The organism is Paenibacillus tepidiphilus (assembly GCF_008635795.1).
In the GTDB taxonomy this organism is placed as follows: Bacteria; Bacillota; Bacilli; order Paenibacillales; family Paenibacillaceae; genus Paenibacillus_AQ; species Paenibacillus_AQ tepidiphilus.
The window spans coordinates 228,377-243,633 of record NZ_VWRQ01000004.1; the positions used below are offsets into that span (position 1 = coordinate 228,377).

Consider the following 15,257-nt stretch of genomic DNA (forward strand, 5'->3'; position numbering starts at 1 on the left):
CTCAGCTTTCCGTATTTGTATAAGTGCTATTTCAATTCCTTCATGGATACGGGGTCCATATCATCATAACGTTTGTTGTCTCCGGCCATGCTCCAGATGAAGGTGTAGTTGTTCGTACCGACACCGCTGTGAATGGACCAGCTTGGCGAGATCACCGCTTCTTCATTGCGCATCACGACGTGGCGGGTTTCGTCAGGCTCGCCCATCAGATGGAATACGACGGCATCCTCCGGCAGATCGAAGTAGAAGTAGGCTTCCATCCGGCGCGGATGAGTATGGGCAGGCATGGTATTCCACATGCTGCCGGTCTTCAGCTGAGTCATTCCCATGACCAGCTGGGCGCTCTGCACGCCGTTTGTATGAATGAAACGGTGGATTGTACGCTCATTGGAATTCTCCAGGCTACCGAGTGCGGCGGATTCCGCTTCGGCCAGCGAAGTCTTGGTTGTCGGGTAGGACTGGTGGGCCGGAGCGGAGTTCAGATAGAACTTGGCCGGCTTGGCGCTGTCCGCGCTCTTGAATACCACATCCTTGGCTCCTTGGCCGACGAAGAGGCATTCTTTGAAATCGATCTCATATTCGGTCCCGTCAACAGCGATGATGCCCTTGCCGCCGACGTTGATGACTCCCAGCTCACGGCGCTCCAGGAAATAGGTGACTCCCAGCTCCTTCAGATCCGTGGTGAGCGCCACTTCTTTGTTCACGGGGTTCGCGCCGCCGACAATCATGCGGTCTTCGTGGGTAAGAACCAGCTTCAGTTCATCGGGTGCAAAAATTACAGGAATGTGGAACTCCTGACGCAGGCGCCCGGTGTCGAACTGCTTGACTTCGTTGGGATGGGAAGCAAAACGTCTTTCCATTTCGTTTTCAGTCTCCTTTGTACAGCTGATTTTCGTTCGTATACGTTCAATTTAATCCATATTGGTTCATATTGCAAGAGGTAATCTTTTTTAGTTCGTTTATTTTAGTTCATTTGATACGAAATACCGATTGCTATATGAACAAAAACAGAGCAGAATAGAAAGCGTTAGCCAATGAACATACAGAATTAAGGGGAGAGTGAACCGCGATGGAAGAGGCGTTTGATCGTACGCCGCGGGAACGCAGACAAGAAATTATATGGGCTGCGGCGGTTGCCGCAGAGGGCCGGCAGCTGCTGCCGAGCGGATTATGGTTTCATGATGATGTGCGGAACAATTTCTATTATGCATCGTATTTGCTGGCGGCAGCGGGAGATGCTTCACTGGAGTTGCCGTTTGACCGGGAAGGCGCCAAGCGCAAAGCGGAGGCGGTGCTGCTGGAGACGGTGCTGCTGCAGAACAGGGTACCCGGCACAGCGCTCTATGGACACTGGCCGCTGAATCTTGATCCGGTGCCGCGTGAGGCCGGCTTTCATGAGCTTCCTGCCGAGCTGATGGGCAGTCTGATGGTATGGTTCTGGGCCCGTTACGGGGCAGATATGAACGCCGGGCTTAGAGTGGCTTTCCACACGGCAATCGGCCATATTTACCGCAGCGGATTCTTCCGCAAGCCGCTGGCGGCCTTCAATCATCATGAGGCCAAATATACGGCGGCCAAGCTGATCTTCGGGCAGCTGTTCGCAGATGAAGAGCTGAGAGAGGACGGCAAGCGGAGCCTTGCGGCTACACTGGAACGGCTACGCACCTTGGGGATGCCTGAATACGGCGCGCTGCCCTGGTTCTGGCATTGGGTTCAAGCCTTCACCTGCGCCTGGGAGCTGGAGCAGGACACGGAAATCCGCGGGATGCTCTCCGCTGTGCTCGATCAGCTCTGGCAGATACGGGCGGAATGGTACATGCGCGGAGCCTGGGTCGGGGCCCATTCCAGAGGCTGGCCGCATGACCTTCCCGCCGACCGCAATGTGCTGCATGATTATGTGCAATTCGGCGACTTCGAGCTGCCTGCGGCAATGCCGCGTACGGAATATGCCGGATTCCTGTTCTACGAAGCGCCGGAAGCGGCCCGGCGGACCGCGCTCAACCGGCGGGTATCCCGAGAACTTAAGAAGCTGGTACACCCGGCCGGAGCTGCTTCGAAGACGCAGGGGCCGCTGCACTCCTATGCGTATATTACCGGAGAAGTCGCTGCGGGCGGTGTGTGGGAACGGGCGGAAGAGTTCGACAATGAACAGCTCCGCTGGAGCTTCTCTTTGCCTGTAACTGCCGACGGTAACATCAACCGGCTGTATTTCTTCCACCCGGGCTCCGGCTACAGGGAAGGCGATCCGCGTCATCAGAGCGGGTATGCCGAGGTCATGTATCATCAGAATACCGTGCTTACGCTGTTTCCGGTTCCGGAAGAGAGCGGCGAAGCGGTAGTCGGTATTTTGCCGCAGGGGGAATGGATACAGGAGCAGCAAGCGTTGTTCGGCAGATGCGGGGAGGTCTATTTCGCCGTATTTCTGTCCGGCCCGTATGAGCTTCGTGAAGCCGGAGAATACATGCAGGTTACCCTGCCTGAGGGACCAGCAGGCGTTGTAGTGGAAGCGTTGACTGCGCAGCAGACTGCAAAACGGGGAGCTGCCGGAGTCAGCGGGTTTGCCAAGATCATGGGCGAACGGCTGCCTGCTTTTGCAGCAGACCCCGGAATGGAAGCTGAATACCGCAACTGGTGGAATGAGCGGCTGAGTTTGCGTATGAACGGTACCGGCGGGTCTGAGGCGGTGTTGAATGGTGTTCCGGTTACTTTTGCAGATTATACCGTATAGACGGACATAACGGCTGTTCTTTCTGTTCGCCTGAAAGGTTGATGATAAGCCATGCCATGGTATAATGGTTGAAGGAGCATTTATATGGCTTAATTCCTGGAGAGGACAACACTGGAGGAATAGCGTGGCAAAAGCGAAAGTGGCTAAACGCCCTACAAGAGATGAGTTTGTACTGGAGGAAATCGGCAACCAGCTGACAGAAGCTATGCACGAGGCCTCGGAGGTGCTGCTCACGGTTTGGGGGCTGGAGGAGCCGGTGCGGGGAACGATTGTGGGTATGGACCCGCGGACCGGTAAGGTGCATGTCGGCAAGGAAGAGGCAATGATCAAAGTGCCCTTTATGGATATCATGGCGCTGAACTACCCTCGGGATTAACTGCGGGTGCTGCGGTGTGGCAAAATATGGATGTACTGCTGAGCTGGCTATGCGAATAGAATATCGGGTAAACGCCCGAAGACAAGACTCCATAATTGTATGGAGTCTTGCTGTTTTTAGGCCTGTGCAGACGGTTTATGTCTTGTGAATTCTGTTGCAAAACGCGCTTTTGGCGGCTGTACAGCGGGCGGATATCCTGTTTTGAGCTTCGCTATTTCCGCTCCGGGAATAATGAACATGGTCCGACATAAACATCGTTGATTAAGCAAGTTTTTCGTTGCTGCGGCTTCTTGCTGCCAAAGACGAAAACGCTTACATTTGAGGAGCCGGACGATGCACGCATCGAATTTCAACCGGCACAATCAAATGGAGGCCTGATTAAAGTGGCAGCACGAACGGGCAATACCTGGTTCCATGCTTGGCTGGCCATCGCTCTGTTTGTGGCATCAATCGTTTGGACGCCTGCACCGCTTCTGGCTGCAGGCGAGAATCTGCTGGGCAACCCCGGATTTGAAGCGGGGGATACAGGTTGGGAGAAGTGGGGGGCACCTGCAGTAACCACAGCGGAGAAGCACGGAGGCGCCAAGAGTCTGCTGGTAAAGCGGAATACGGGCGGCGCTTCGGCTGCGGTTCCGGTAGTACCGGGCAAGACTTACCGGATCGGGCTGTGGGTCAAATTCGCCGGAACGGGGGTGACGTCAGCCACCGTGGATATGGACTACTTCGGAACGCAGCAGGGCAAGCAGAGACTCACCTTCTCGGGTTCGACGGGCTGGGAGTACCGCCAGCTGCTGTATACCCCGGGTCCGGGCGTAGCTCATATCCGGCTGTCATTCTGGAACGGCACCAGCAAGGATTATTATATTGACGATGCGGTAATCCGGGAGAACGTCGACATTGAGCGGCCTTCAACACCCGGCGCCTGGCAGAGCAGGGCTCAGCCGGACGCACTTGAGCTGGACTGGAACGGCTCCACCGATGATATGGGCGTCGACTCTTATTTGTTGTCTTACAAGAAAAGCGATGATCCGGACTGGAGCACGGTAACTGTTCCTCACCTGGAGACGGTAACCCGCTATACCTACACGCTGCAGAATCTGGAGCCTTATTCAGTTTACGCAGTGATGCTGCGCGCCAAGGATACCGCAGGCAATACTTCTGAGGCTGTAATGGGGCTGGAAGCGACGCCGGGAAGCAATCTGGTGAACAACGGCGGGTTCGAGACCGGAAATACACTGCCGTGGGCGGCAGTTACCGGAACCGTACAGACTGTAACCTATGGTACGTACGGCGGACAATACGCGCTGCAATTGTCCGGCGGTGCGGCGGTCTCTGCGGAAGAGATACAGGTAACGGGCGGAGGCTCATACCTGGTCTCGTTCTGGAGCCGCTCGGCAGCGGCGCCGCCGCATCCGCCAACCGTTAGCGTAGCGGTCTATAACGGCAGTACGGCCGCTGTCGTGCCGCTGTCGGCAGACCCTGCGGCGGTCTGGAGCCGGACGCAGCAGGTGATACCGGCCGGTGAAGACAGCGTGGGGCTGACGTTTCAAGCCGGCAACAGCGGAACTGCGGAGCTGATGCTTGACGATGTATTCGTCGGCAGGCTGCCGGAGCTCCCGGCCGATCTCTCGCCGGGTCTACCTGCCGGCTTCACCGCAACCGGTGTCGACGGCGTATCGGCAGATCTGGAATGGCTGGCATCATCCGGACCCTTCGGTGTCCGGGAGTACCGGTTAAGCTATAAGCCGGTCTCTGCCGGCGCGTGGAGTACGCTGACCATTCCTTATATCCCGGGACAGACAGCTTACAGCTACAAGCTTGAAGGGCTGGTTCCCGAAACGGTATATGAGCTTGAACTGCGTGCGGTCAGTGAAGGTACCGCTGTCTCTCCGCCGGCGGCTGCCTCGGCAACGACCGGCACGATGTCGCCGGTAAATCCGGATGCAAGTCCGGAAGCGGCCGCGCTGCTGGACCGGCTGTATGCCACCGTAGGCCATGCCGTATATACCGGCCAGCATAATTATTATGAAGCACCGTCCGAGTGGTATGATACTGCGGCTGAGCTGACGGGATATTACCCGGCAATATGGGGCTCGGATTTTGCTTACTATATCGGGGGAGATCTGGCTGAGCTTCGTCAGGGAATGATTGATGAAGCGATTGCGCAGGGGCAGGCGGGCAGTATTGTGACCCTGACCTACCATCAGATCAGGCCGACAGACCCGGCAACCTCCGGCTGGGAAAGTGTCACGGGCGATGTCACTCCCGCCCAGATGGCGGATATCGTGACCCCCGGAACAGCGTTATATGAGATCTGGGCAGCTCAGATGGACGAAGTGGCAGGGTATCTGGCGCAGCTGAGGGATGCCGGCATTCCGGTGCTGTGGCGGCCCTACCATGAGATGAACGCCGAATTCTTCTGGTGGGGCGCGCGGCCGGACCTGTTCCGCCAGCTGTGGCACAATATGTATGAGCGGTTCACTCAGGTTCACGGGCTGAACAATCTGCTGTGGGTCTGGAGCCCGAATGCCGAGAGCTCCTGGGCTTATGATTCCCAGCCGTATTACCCCGGCCATAATGAAGTGGATGTGCTGGCCATGGATATCTACAACAACGATTTCCGGGATTCCTATTACGCTAAGCTGAACAAATTAAGCGGCGGGCGGATTATTGCCGTCGGAGAGAACGGAGAGCTGCCGGATATGGAAATGCTGCGGGAGAAGCAGCCCCGCTATGCCTACTTCATGACCTGGTCCAATTACCTGTCCGACAAAAACTCGCTGAGCGCCATCCAGGCTGTCTACAGCCATCCCCGGGCCGTGAACCGCGGTGAGACGGGGAACGGCCCGTATGTGCCGCCGCCGCAGGACAGCTATCTGATTGATGATTTTGAGGGCTACGGCAGCTCAAACGGCAGCCTGCGGGCCAAGTGGCAGCGCAACGTCTCCGGCAATGCGGCAACCGTCACGCTGGACACGTATCACTTAAGCGAGGGCACCTATGGTCTGAAGCTGGATTATACCGTCGGAAATCCGGGTTATGCGGGCTTCTACCGCTCCATGGGCAAGGAATGGCCCGGCATGGAGGCCATCTCCTTCTGGCTGCAGCCGGACGGATCGAACCGTCAGCTGGCCGTGCAGTTTCATGAGACGAACGGAGAGGTATGGGAAGCGAGCCTGCGGATACAAGGAACTGCGCCGGTTCAGATAACGCTGCCGTTCAGCTCCTTCGTGCGCCCGGGATGGTCGACGGGCGGCAACGGCGTCATTGATCCCGGCTCCATCAAGGAGTTCGCCTTCTATATCGCCCAAGGCAGCGGCACGCCGGGCAGCGGAACACTTTATATCGACAACGTCAGGGCCGTGAAGCTGCCCGGCGGGTCCTGAGCATTGCTCCGAAACCGGATTCGGTTGACTGCGCAAATATGAAATTTAAAGATAGAACCGGCCGGCAATCATAGGGTATACTGGACACAGGGATACCCTTTTTTTACTATATAAAATAAAATATAGCATGATTTGCAGCAGTGGCTCTTTTTTTGACCGAATCCCTGGTTTCCGCTATTTCGGTTTGAAGGATGGGATAGGCATGTATACAGTGCTGCTGGTGGATGATGATCCGCTTGATCTTAAGGGTTTGGAGAGACTGGTAGACTGGAAAGGGCTGGGACTGGCAGTCATCGCCAGTGCAGGCGGCGCAAATGAAGCACTTGAAGTGCTGAGGTCCGAAGCGGTGGACATTCTGATGACGGATATCCGGATGCCGGGCATATCCGGTATCGAGCTTGCCCGCCGGGCAGCAGAATATAGCCCCGGACTGAAGGTTGTGTTCATCAGCAGCCAGGAGGATTTCAGCTATGCCAGACAGGCGATTGCGCTGAATGCCTCCGGCTATGTCATGAAGCCGGTCAACGGCAGTGAGCTGTACCATACGCTGACAGGGGTGCGGCAGCAGCTTGACCGCGAAAGGGCTTCTGCACGGCTGGAGCGCGATTATGCCGAGATGCAGCCGCTGCTGCGGCGGGAGCTGCTTAGCCGGCTGCTGGTAGACAGCCGGGATGCCAGCCCAATGCTCTCCCTGCTAGCGCGGAGCGGCTTGATCTGGCCCGCAGCCAGGCTTTATACCGGCTTGCTTGGCCCTGACGGCATGCAGCGGAAGCGAGCCTGTCCCGGGCAGGAAGCGCTGCTGCACAAAGGACTCCAACTGGAGGCTGCAGTTGAGCAATTCAGCGCGGAAGAGCAGATCCTCTTTTGCCGGGTGGACCCGCTGCACTACGCCCTGATTCTGGAGGAAGACTATGAACGCGGCCGTCTCGGAAGGCTGATCAAGCTGGCAGCGGAGCAGGCGAATATTGCCGTCACCATCGGGTATGGCCCGATTGTAGCGAATCCGGGAGAGCTGTACCGCTCCTTCCAGGGAGCCAAGGAAGCACTGAAGCTGGCGACGGACGAGGAGGATACAGGGCGGCACGCCCCATTCCGGGGAAGCCACGGGATGAATTTGCGGCTCAAGCGCCGGAGGTCCGAGGTTCCGGAGCAGCAGCGGAAGCGTCAAGGCAAGAAGCGCAAGCTGATCGCCGAGATGAAGACTTATATCGACGAGCATCTGGCAGACCGTCTGCTGCTGCGGGACGCGGCAGAGCATTTCTCCTTCTCGCCCAATCACCTGGGAAGAATCTTTTATGAAGAGACCGGCATTTATTTCTCCGACTATGTCCATCTGCGGCGGCTGGAACGGGTGAAGACCTTACTGGCCGATCCGAAGCTGAAAATATACGAAGCCGCAGAGCGGGCGGGCTACAAAAATCTGTCCCATTTCAGCAAGCAGTTCAAGGCCCATTTCGGTGTCAGTCCCGGAGATTACCGGAGATATCTCTGAGCTGCAGTGCGCGAGGCAGCGGCTAACGAATGAAATAACCCCCGGCACGCCTGTAACAGGCAGGCGTGCCGGGGGCTGTTGCAGCTTATGTATGATGACCTGGGTCCGGTTAACGCAGCTCTTTTTTCAGATAATACTGTTTGGCTCCGTCATAGGGGGAATCGTCCAGCACGCCGAAGATTGTGTATCCCAGCTTCTGATAGAAGTCGGGTGCCTGGAAGCTGAAGGTTTCGAGCTGGATATACCGCAGGCTGCGGCTGCGTGCAAGCTGTTCGGCCTGCTCCAGCAGCTTCGTGCCGATGCTCTGACCGCGGAGCGATTCATCGACCCACAGAAAATCCACGTGCATCTGTCGCCAGTAGATGGATGCGGTAAGGCCGGCCGTCACTTCCCCGCTGTCATCAAGCAGGGTCAGCTCGACCGTCTCCACTTCATCGCTCAACTTGCCTGCGGCTTGTGCCAGATTATATTGCAGCAGCTTGGGTCTGACCTTGCTGTTCTCTTTGGCGATCCACGCTTCCGTTATATTCATTCCACACCTCCATAATTGGGATTGCTTCGGACGCTGTTATCTTAGCTGTTCTCAGATTATTGCACGGTGCCGCCAGCTTGTCAAAAGATGGTTGCCCGCCGCGCAGCGCGTGCATTATACTGTTAGAAATGTTCGGCAGCCAGCGGAGACTGGCTGGGGTACGGGAAGGACGGAGAAGGATGCAGACAGTCAAGACCAACGCGCTTCGCCTGCTGGAGGCTAGTGGCGCTAAAGTAAAGGTACACAGCTATGACAATGAGGACGGGGCGATCCACGGAACCGCAGTGGCCGAGAAGATCGGCCTGCCGCCGGAGACGGTGTTCAAGACGCTTGTCGCCCACAGCGGAGCCCATCTGTATGTGTTCGTCATCCCGGTTGGCGAGGAGCTGGATTTGAAGAAAGCGGCCAAAGCGGCGGGGGAGAAGAAGATTGAAATGCTGCCGATGAAGGACCTGCTGAAATATACCGGATATGTCCGGGGCGGCTGCTCGCCGGTAGGAATGAAGAAGCTGTATCCGACATTTATTGAGGAAAGCGCGGAGCTCCAGGATACCATAGCCGTCAGCGCCGGCAAAATCGGCCTGCAGATGGAGGTGGCTCCGGGGGAGCTGGCTGGAATGGTCGGCGGAATGTTTTGTGATTTGGTGAAATAGCGGCCGGAGAGGCGGTTTAGCGATGGAAGAACTTTTACCAATCCTGGCGTATGGCTTGCCTGCGGTGATCATCATTCATTATGTGTTTATACGCGGGCTGCCCTTATGGAAGCGGCGTAATGGGAAGGATTCCATTCAGGTATATGGAGGCGGGTTTTTTGCCAGGAACAACAGGACTTATCACAGGGCTTTAGCAACGATGATTTGTTTATCCGTCGGGCTCAGCTTTTATGGTCTGTATTACGGTGACGGTTTCCGGCCTATTGTGTTAATGGGGATGTCAACACCGATAATTTGTTCGGCCATACTCTATACCACAAGCCTTTTTTATATGCGGGTTAAAGAGGATGGTGTTTATATTGCGAATGAATTTTATGTGTGGGATCAGATTGATGGAGTTATCTTAACCGAAGGAAGCTATAAAGAGTATCTTTTAATGGTAACCATACATATTAGCAGCGGGTCTGCGGGGTGCAAGGGTTACATAAGTGAAAGAGATACTATATAGATTGAACTAAAGATTTTTGTGTCGGGATTAGCCGTGACGCAAGAAAACAATTGGACTTCCGGTCGCTTCCCGTCCGTAGATTTCTTGATTTATACCGCTTGTTGCGGTTCCGGCCACCGCCTGATGGCTTTCCGCAGTAAAGCTGATAGGCGAAGCACGGGCTGTCATCGTTGTAAGCTGCTGTAATGTAGATCGTGATCATCCTCCACACAGGTCAAATCAATAAGATAGATAAGGAAGGCCAAGAGCACCTATGACTAAAGGCGACAGCAGCTATTGCTCTTAATGACCTCGCTAACCGCTGCTAAGCTGCTAATTGCAGTTTGTACAACTATATTCATCTAAATAGGCCGTTTCCCGGCTATAGTTGCATTTCGTACATCTATCTTCTTGCTTTAGGGCAGTTTGATCCCCATATGCTGATTTTAGTTGCACGAAATACATCTATCCTTCAAAAATGGGTGCATACCTAACAAATAGTTGTACGAAATACATTTATCCTTGTTGAATAGGGGTTGCTTTCGTTCATCATACCTAAACAGAGCCGGACAGAGCCTGCTGCCAGCGATCTCAACAGCAACTAGCGGTATTCATCTGGAGAATTAATTCACTTTCCGGCCTTATTCAGGCTAATCTTAAGTTCAACTTATATAATACATTTATTGAGTATACCAAAATCAAAAGTGAGCACTGATGGTGTTGTGTCATCCACGAAAAAGTAAGACTGCCGGGAGAGCCCGGCAGTCTGAGCGGGCCGCCGGCCCGCTATTTTTTGTTTGCTCTAACTCAGAAGATGGCCGCAAGCAGGCCCAAATATTCCTTCAGCGCGGTTGCAGTTGTACTCAGCGCATCCCCGGAAGGGGTGAATTTGCCCGGATAGATCGCGGTGCCCCGGCTGTCCAGATAGTCGGTGGGGTAAGCCTGGGGGGATAGTCCGGCAGCGGTGAAGTGCTTCATTGCCCGCGGCATATGGAAGGCCGAGGTGACCAGTACCGGGCGGCTGAATCCTTCGGCTTCCATCAGCTCGGCGGTGTACTGTGCGTTCAGCTCTGTATTCAGCGAGCGGTTCTCGGCCAGAATAGCCGATTCCGGCACACCGAGTCCGATCAGCTGACGCCTGGCGATATCGGCTTCATTGCCGCTGTCGCTGAATACCTGGCCGCCGGAGAAGAGAATGGGCAGGCCGCTCTCGCGGTAGAGGCGAGCAGCGGTCAGCAGCCGGTTGGCGGCCGAGCCGTACAGGTTGCCTTGTCCGTCCAGATCCGGGGTCCCGGAGGAGGCTCCGCCGCCGAGCACGACAATTACATCGCCGTCCAGAGCGGAGGGCTGCTCATACCGGCGCTCCAGGCTGCCGACCAGCGGAGCGGCAACGAGGCTGATCGAGGAAAGATAGAGCAGCAGGGCTACTGTAAGCAATGCGATAGCAGGGCGGCGGCTGCCGCGCCACAGCCAGACACCGATGCCGAGCAGCAGCACGACAAACAGGCCCGGCGGCAAGACGAAGCTATAGATAAATTTGATGACATAGATCAGGGGGATAACCGCCTCTCGATTACAGATTTATTTATGGGGATGTGTTAGGAGCCTATACATCTGAGACTTTTAAGGGCATCAGCTTGGCGGGGCTAAGTACGCTGCTCTCGACCACTATAGCCGTCAGACCTGATTCCGTCTTCGTATCATGCCACTCGTCCTGCTCCCAGAAGACGGCATCACCGGGATAGACGTTCCGGGTAAGCCCGGCTTCACCGGTGACTTGCCCCTCGCCGGCGACGATCAGCAGGAGCTGGGGAACAGGCGCACGGTGCCGCCCGATATGGCCGCCCGCTTCGAGATGCATGCAGCCGATATGGGCGGGCTCCTCCGTCCGGACAATGCGCGACATGATGAAGCTGGAATCAAAGGCGTGGATGGGCTGTCCGGCCGCTTGGCCGAACGTATATATTTTCATGAGTCCTCCTTGAATAACGGAAATGGAGACTGCCGGTAATTCTAACGTAAGTGTCAGCAAGTACCAATACATAATACCGGTAAAAATATTGCCGAGATGGTCAGTCTTTGCCTGTATCCTGCTCGGCGGTCAGCCGGCGGAAGCCCATCGGGGGCTGGCCGGTCCAGCGCTTGAACTGCTTGCTGAAATGGGAAACATCGCGGTAACCGAGCCGCAGGGCGATGGTCTCCACGGACAGGCTGTTGTCGAGCAGCAGCAGCTTGGCGTGACGGATAATCAGATCGGACAAGTATTGCCGCGGCGACATACCGAAGACCTGCTGAAAGACGCGGTTGCAATGGTTCGGGCTGTAGCCCAGTCTGGCGGCGATGGTCTCGATGCCGCCGCCCCTGCTGCCGGTAGCCGCAGCGTTAAACACCGCTTCCTGCAGAAGGCCTTCGATCGTGTTCGCCAGCGCCAGCGTATTCTCGCTTGCATCCGAACGGGAGCGGCGGGGATCGTCCGCCGTCTCGGCCAGGGCCCAGCCGCACAGTGCGGTGAACAGTCCAAGCGTTGCGCGCAGCGTCTGCATGCGGCTCCGCTTGGGGTCGGTATCGGCCGCCAGAATGGCCGAGGCAATCAGCGTATCCAGCGCAGCACGGATGGTCTCCATCTCCGGCGTACCGCCGCCCAGACTGACGGCATCCAGCGTCATCAGTGCCCGCCGCAGCACCAGATCGTCAATATCGAAATGCAGGCAGTAATAGGTCATGTCGCCGGCGTCCTCCGCACCGAGACTGGAATGAGGTACGCCCGGACGGATGAACAGTATATCTCCGCTCTTCTGGACATAGTCGCGGCCATTGACCACCATATGCTGGCTTCCCTGCAGGACGACATTAATCTCGAAGCTCGGATGCGTATGCTCGGGGTACCGCCAGTACGAATTGACTTTACGCCAATGAGAGGAGTAGATATGAAAAGCGGCCTGGATGTCCGGCGACATCCGTCCGTCGATGGAATGCAGGATGCCGGGCTGGTTCTTCTTCACGCGCAGTCCTCTTTTTCTGATGAAATATGTTCCATTATAGCATACTTGGCCAGCATGTTTGATTTGCCCAAATATTAGACGGCTTTTGCCCTGTTACTCCTTCCGGCGGGAAGCTAACATTGGATTATAGCCCGGCGCTGGCCGGGAACCAACCGGAGGGAGTGCAATACTTAAATGCCCAATAATCTGTTCTACAATGCTCATCATTCGCCGATCGGCGCTTTTGCAAGCTTCACCTTAGGCTTCAAGGGAGCCGGGGGCGGCTTCGATCTGGAAGAGGGTAGGCCGCCGCACCAGAATATCTTTGTCGGCCTGCAGCGCCGGGACGGCAGCGGCTATGACACCTTGCCGTTTCATGAGCATATCGGCGACGATGAGAGCAAGCGCTACGATGTCGAGAACCCGGACCACCAGCCGGCAAAGGCCCAGATACTGCATCCCTATAAGGATGGGGAGATTACGCGCGAGTTCAGGCTGGGCAGCGACACCTGGACGGCCGGAGACCTGACCTTCCGTATTCTGTCGCCGGTACGGCCGGTACCCGATCCGGAGCAGGCTCCGGAGGAGGAGCTGAAGGACGTGCTGCTGCCGGCAGTGCTGGTGGAGCTTGAGGTGGATAATACGCAGTGTGCCGAAACGCGGCGAGCTTTTTTCGGCTTTCAGGGCAATGATCCCTACACGGCAATGCGGCGTCTTGACGATGTCTCCGCCGAGCTGACCGGAGTAGGCCAAGGGCGGTTCGTGGCGATTGCTGCGCAGGCCGGAACGGCCCGGTCCGCACTGCATTTCAGACTGGAGGACATTCTGAATGCCGAGCTGGAGGAGAACTGGACGTTTGGTCTTGGACGTATCGGTACCATGGTGCTGGACGTCCCGGCAGGAACTCGCCAAACCTTCCGCTTCGCGGTCGCGTTCCACCGCAGTGGCTATGTGACGACAGGGATGGACGCCTCCTATTACTACAACCGGTATTTCAAGAGCGTGGAAGCGGTGGCGCAGCATGCGTTGACGCGGTTCGATGAACTGAAGGCGCATGCGCTGAAAGCGGATGAATTGTTAGAGGGCCGCGGGCTCAGCGGGGATCAGCGGTTTATGCTGATTCACGCTATCCGCAGTTATTACGGCTCCACTGAGCTGCTGGACTATGACGGCAAGCCGTTCTGGATCGTCAATGAAGGCGAATACCGGATGATGAATACATTCGATCTGACGGTCGATCAGGTCTTTTATGAGCTGCGGATGAACCCTTGGACGGTGCGCAATGAACTCGATATGTTCGTGAGCAGGTTCAGCTATGTGGATACGGTGCGTTTTCCGGGTGATACGCAAGAATATCCGGGCGGGATCAGCTTTACCCACGATATGGGCGTAGCCAACGCTGTCTCCCGTCCGGGCTATTCTTCTTATGAGCGGTATGGCATCGACGGCTGCTTCTCGCATATGACCCATGAGCAACTGGTGAATTGGGTGCTTACGGCAGCCGTCTATCAGGAGCATACCGGTGACCGGGACTGGATGCAGCGCAATTTGCCGGTGCTGGAGGATTGCCTGACCAGTATGCTGAACCGTGACCATCCGGACCCGCAGCAGCGCAACGGCGTAATGGGGCTTGACAGCTCCCGGACGATGGGCGGTGCGGAGATCACCACTTATGATTCCTTGGACGTATCGCTGGGCCAGGCCCGCAACAATATCTATCTTGCCGGTAAATGCTGGGCGGCCTATCTGGCCATGGAGAAAATATTCCGCGCTTTCGGGCTGGAGGAAGCAGCGCAGACGGCTGGACTTCAGGCGGAGCGCTGCGCGGCTACCATCGTATCTCATGTAACGGAAGAGGGATACATTCCGGCAGTAATCGGCGAGGGCAATGATTCCCGGATTATTCCGGCAATTGAAGGCCTGATCTTCCCATACTTTACCGGCTGTAAGGAAGCGCTGGAGCAAGGCGGACGGTTCGCGGATTATCTGTCGGCGCTGGACCGTCATCTGAAGGCTGTGCTGGTTCAAGGCGTCTGCCTGTTCGAAGACGGGGGCTGGAAAATCTCGTCCACCAGCAACAACAGCTGGCTGAGCAAAATTTATCTGTGCCAGTTCATCGCCAGAGAAATTCTCGGACTGGAATGGGATGAAGCTGGCCGGAAGGCGGACCGGGCGCATGTCGAATGGCTCACCCATCCGCAATTATCGGTCTGGAGCTGGAGCGATCAGATTATCTCCGGCCTAATTACCGGCAGCAAATACTACCCGCGCGGTGTAACGGCCATCCTCTGGCTGGAGGAAACAGCCGCCTTGAGAGCGCCGAAGCCGGAGACGGAGACGGGGATTCACGCATAACGGTTGCAGTCACCGGCAGCCGCATCAGAGCAGTTCCTTCAAGGTTAACGGAGGGGCTGCTTTTTTTGCTGTATTTTTTTGCTGTTTAAGGAAGCTAAAATTTATACTATATAAAGAATTAAAAAGATTTATATATATTCGTAAAATTCCAATTGACTATTACGCTATAACCCTATTAATATAGTGATATAGAAAGCGTTCTCACATTATTTAGTTTATATATAATTAAACTAAAGAGAGGTCAGAGCGTTTTTTTGATGGAAATAT

The 15,257-nt window shown here is 55.9% G+C and carries 12 protein-coding genes; 7 read left to right on the forward strand and 5 right to left on the reverse strand.

Features of this window, described 5'->3' with window-relative positions; all coding sequences use genetic code 11:
• Positions 1–26: 26 nt before the first annotated feature.
• On the reverse strand, positions 27–860 hold the full coding sequence (gene kduI / locus F1379_RS07025) for a 5-dehydro-4-deoxy-D-glucuronate isomerase (RefSeq protein ID WP_150267848.1): 834 nt from the start codon (positions 858–860) through the stop codon (positions 27–29).
• 209 nt (positions 861–1,069) lie between these two features.
• Between kduI and F1379_RS07030 the strand changes: the two genes are divergently transcribed.
• The 4 genes from F1379_RS07030 (at position 1,070) to F1379_RS07045 (ending at position 7,982) form a co-directional block, all read left to right on the forward strand.
• On the forward strand, positions 1,070–2,728 hold the full coding sequence (locus F1379_RS07030; protein WP_150267850.1) for a hypothetical protein: 1,659 nt from the start codon (positions 1,070–1,072) through the stop codon (positions 2,726–2,728).
• A gap of 64 nt (positions 2,729–2,792) precedes the next feature.
• Positions 2,793–3,104, forward strand: a complete 312-nt coding sequence (locus tag F1379_RS07035) for a YolD-like family protein (protein WP_275262209.1) — start codon at positions 2,793–2,795, stop codon at positions 3,102–3,104.
• Between the two features lie 383 nt (positions 3,105–3,487).
• Positions 3,488–6,490 (forward strand): glycosyl hydrolase, encoded by a 3,003-nt coding sequence (locus F1379_RS07040; RefSeq protein ID WP_162551090.1) that lies wholly within the window; start codon positions 3,488–3,490, stop codon positions 6,488–6,490.
• Positions 6,491–6,692: 202 nt separating this feature from the next.
• Complete coding sequence (locus tag F1379_RS07045) at positions 6,693–7,982, forward strand: response regulator (protein ID WP_162551091.1); 1,290 nt, start codon at positions 6,693–6,695, stop codon at positions 7,980–7,982.
• Positions 7,983–8,091: 109 nt separating this feature from the next.
• Here the strand turns inward: F1379_RS07045 and F1379_RS07050 are convergent, their stop codons facing one another.
• Positions 8,092–8,514, reverse strand: a complete 423-nt coding sequence (locus F1379_RS07050) for a GNAT family N-acetyltransferase (protein ID WP_150267859.1) — start codon at positions 8,512–8,514, stop codon at positions 8,092–8,094.
• 179 nt (positions 8,515–8,693) lie between these two features.
• On the opposite strand from F1379_RS07050, the gene ybaK reads away from it, so the two are divergent.
• Both ybaK and F1379_RS07060 read left to right on the forward strand, forming a co-directional pair.
• Positions 8,694–9,167, forward strand: a complete 474-nt coding sequence (gene ybaK, locus F1379_RS07055; protein ID WP_150267861.1) for a Cys-tRNA(Pro) deacylase — start codon at positions 8,694–8,696, stop codon at positions 9,165–9,167.
• A 22-nt stretch (positions 9,168–9,189) separates the two neighbouring features.
• Positions 9,190–9,675, forward strand: coding sequence for a hypothetical protein (locus tag F1379_RS07060; RefSeq protein ID WP_150267863.1), 486 nt, complete (start codon positions 9,190–9,192; stop codon positions 9,673–9,675).
• A gap of 786 nt (positions 9,676–10,461) precedes the next feature.
• Here F1379_RS07060 and F1379_RS07065 read toward each other — a convergent pair.
• From F1379_RS07065 to F1379_RS07075, 3 genes are all read right to left on the reverse strand, one after another.
• Positions 10,462–11,208 (reverse strand): YdcF family protein, encoded by a 747-nt coding sequence (locus F1379_RS07065; RefSeq protein WP_150267865.1) that lies wholly within the window; start codon positions 11,206–11,208, stop codon positions 10,462–10,464.
• 52 nt (positions 11,209–11,260) lie between these two features.
• Positions 11,261–11,626 (reverse strand): cupin domain-containing protein, encoded by a 366-nt coding sequence (locus tag F1379_RS07070; RefSeq protein WP_150267867.1) that lies wholly within the window; start codon positions 11,624–11,626, stop codon positions 11,261–11,263.
• A gap of 100 nt (positions 11,627–11,726) precedes the next feature.
• Positions 11,727–12,656: an AraC family transcriptional regulator gene (locus F1379_RS07075; RefSeq protein WP_150267869.1), complete on the reverse strand. Its 930-nt coding sequence runs from the start codon at positions 12,654–12,656 to the stop codon at positions 11,727–11,729.
• 174 nt (positions 12,657–12,830) lie between these two features.
• On the opposite strand from F1379_RS07075, the gene F1379_RS07080 reads away from it, so the two are divergent.
• Entirely contained in the window at positions 12,831–14,990 is a 2,160-nt protein-coding gene (locus F1379_RS07080; protein ID WP_150267871.1) for a glycoside hydrolase family 52 protein, read from the forward strand.
• Positions 14,991–15,257 lie beyond the last annotated feature (267 nt).

Coding starts and splice junctions, on each gene's coding strand:
- kduI (WP_150267848.1), bottom strand. CDS start 860: ATGGAAAGACGTTTTGCTTCCCATCCCAACGAAGTCAAGCAGTTCGAC.
- F1379_RS07030 (WP_150267850.1), top strand. CDS start 1,070: ATGGAAGAGGCGTTTGATCGTACGCCGCGGGAACGCAGACAAGAAATT.
- F1379_RS07035 (WP_275262209.1), top strand. CDS start 2,793: ATGGTTGAAGGAGCATTTATATGGCTTAATTCCTGGAGAGGACAACAC.
- F1379_RS07045 (WP_162551091.1), top strand. CDS start 6,693: ATGTATACAGTGCTGCTGGTGGATGATGATCCGCTTGATCTTAAGGGT.
- F1379_RS07050 (WP_150267859.1), bottom strand. CDS start 8,514: ATGAATATAACGGAAGCGTGGATCGCCAAAGAGAACAGCAAGGTCAGA.
- ybaK (WP_150267861.1), top strand. CDS start 8,694: ATGCAGACAGTCAAGACCAACGCGCTTCGCCTGCTGGAGGCTAGTGGC.
- F1379_RS07060 (WP_150267863.1), top strand. CDS start 9,190: ATGGAAGAACTTTTACCAATCCTGGCGTATGGCTTGCCTGCGGTGATC.
- F1379_RS07070 (WP_150267867.1), bottom strand. CDS start 11,626: ATGAAAATATATACGTTCGGCCAAGCGGCCGGACAGCCCATCCACGCC.
- F1379_RS07080 (WP_150267871.1), top strand. CDS start 12,831: ATGCCCAATAATCTGTTCTACAATGCTCATCATTCGCCGATCGGCGCT.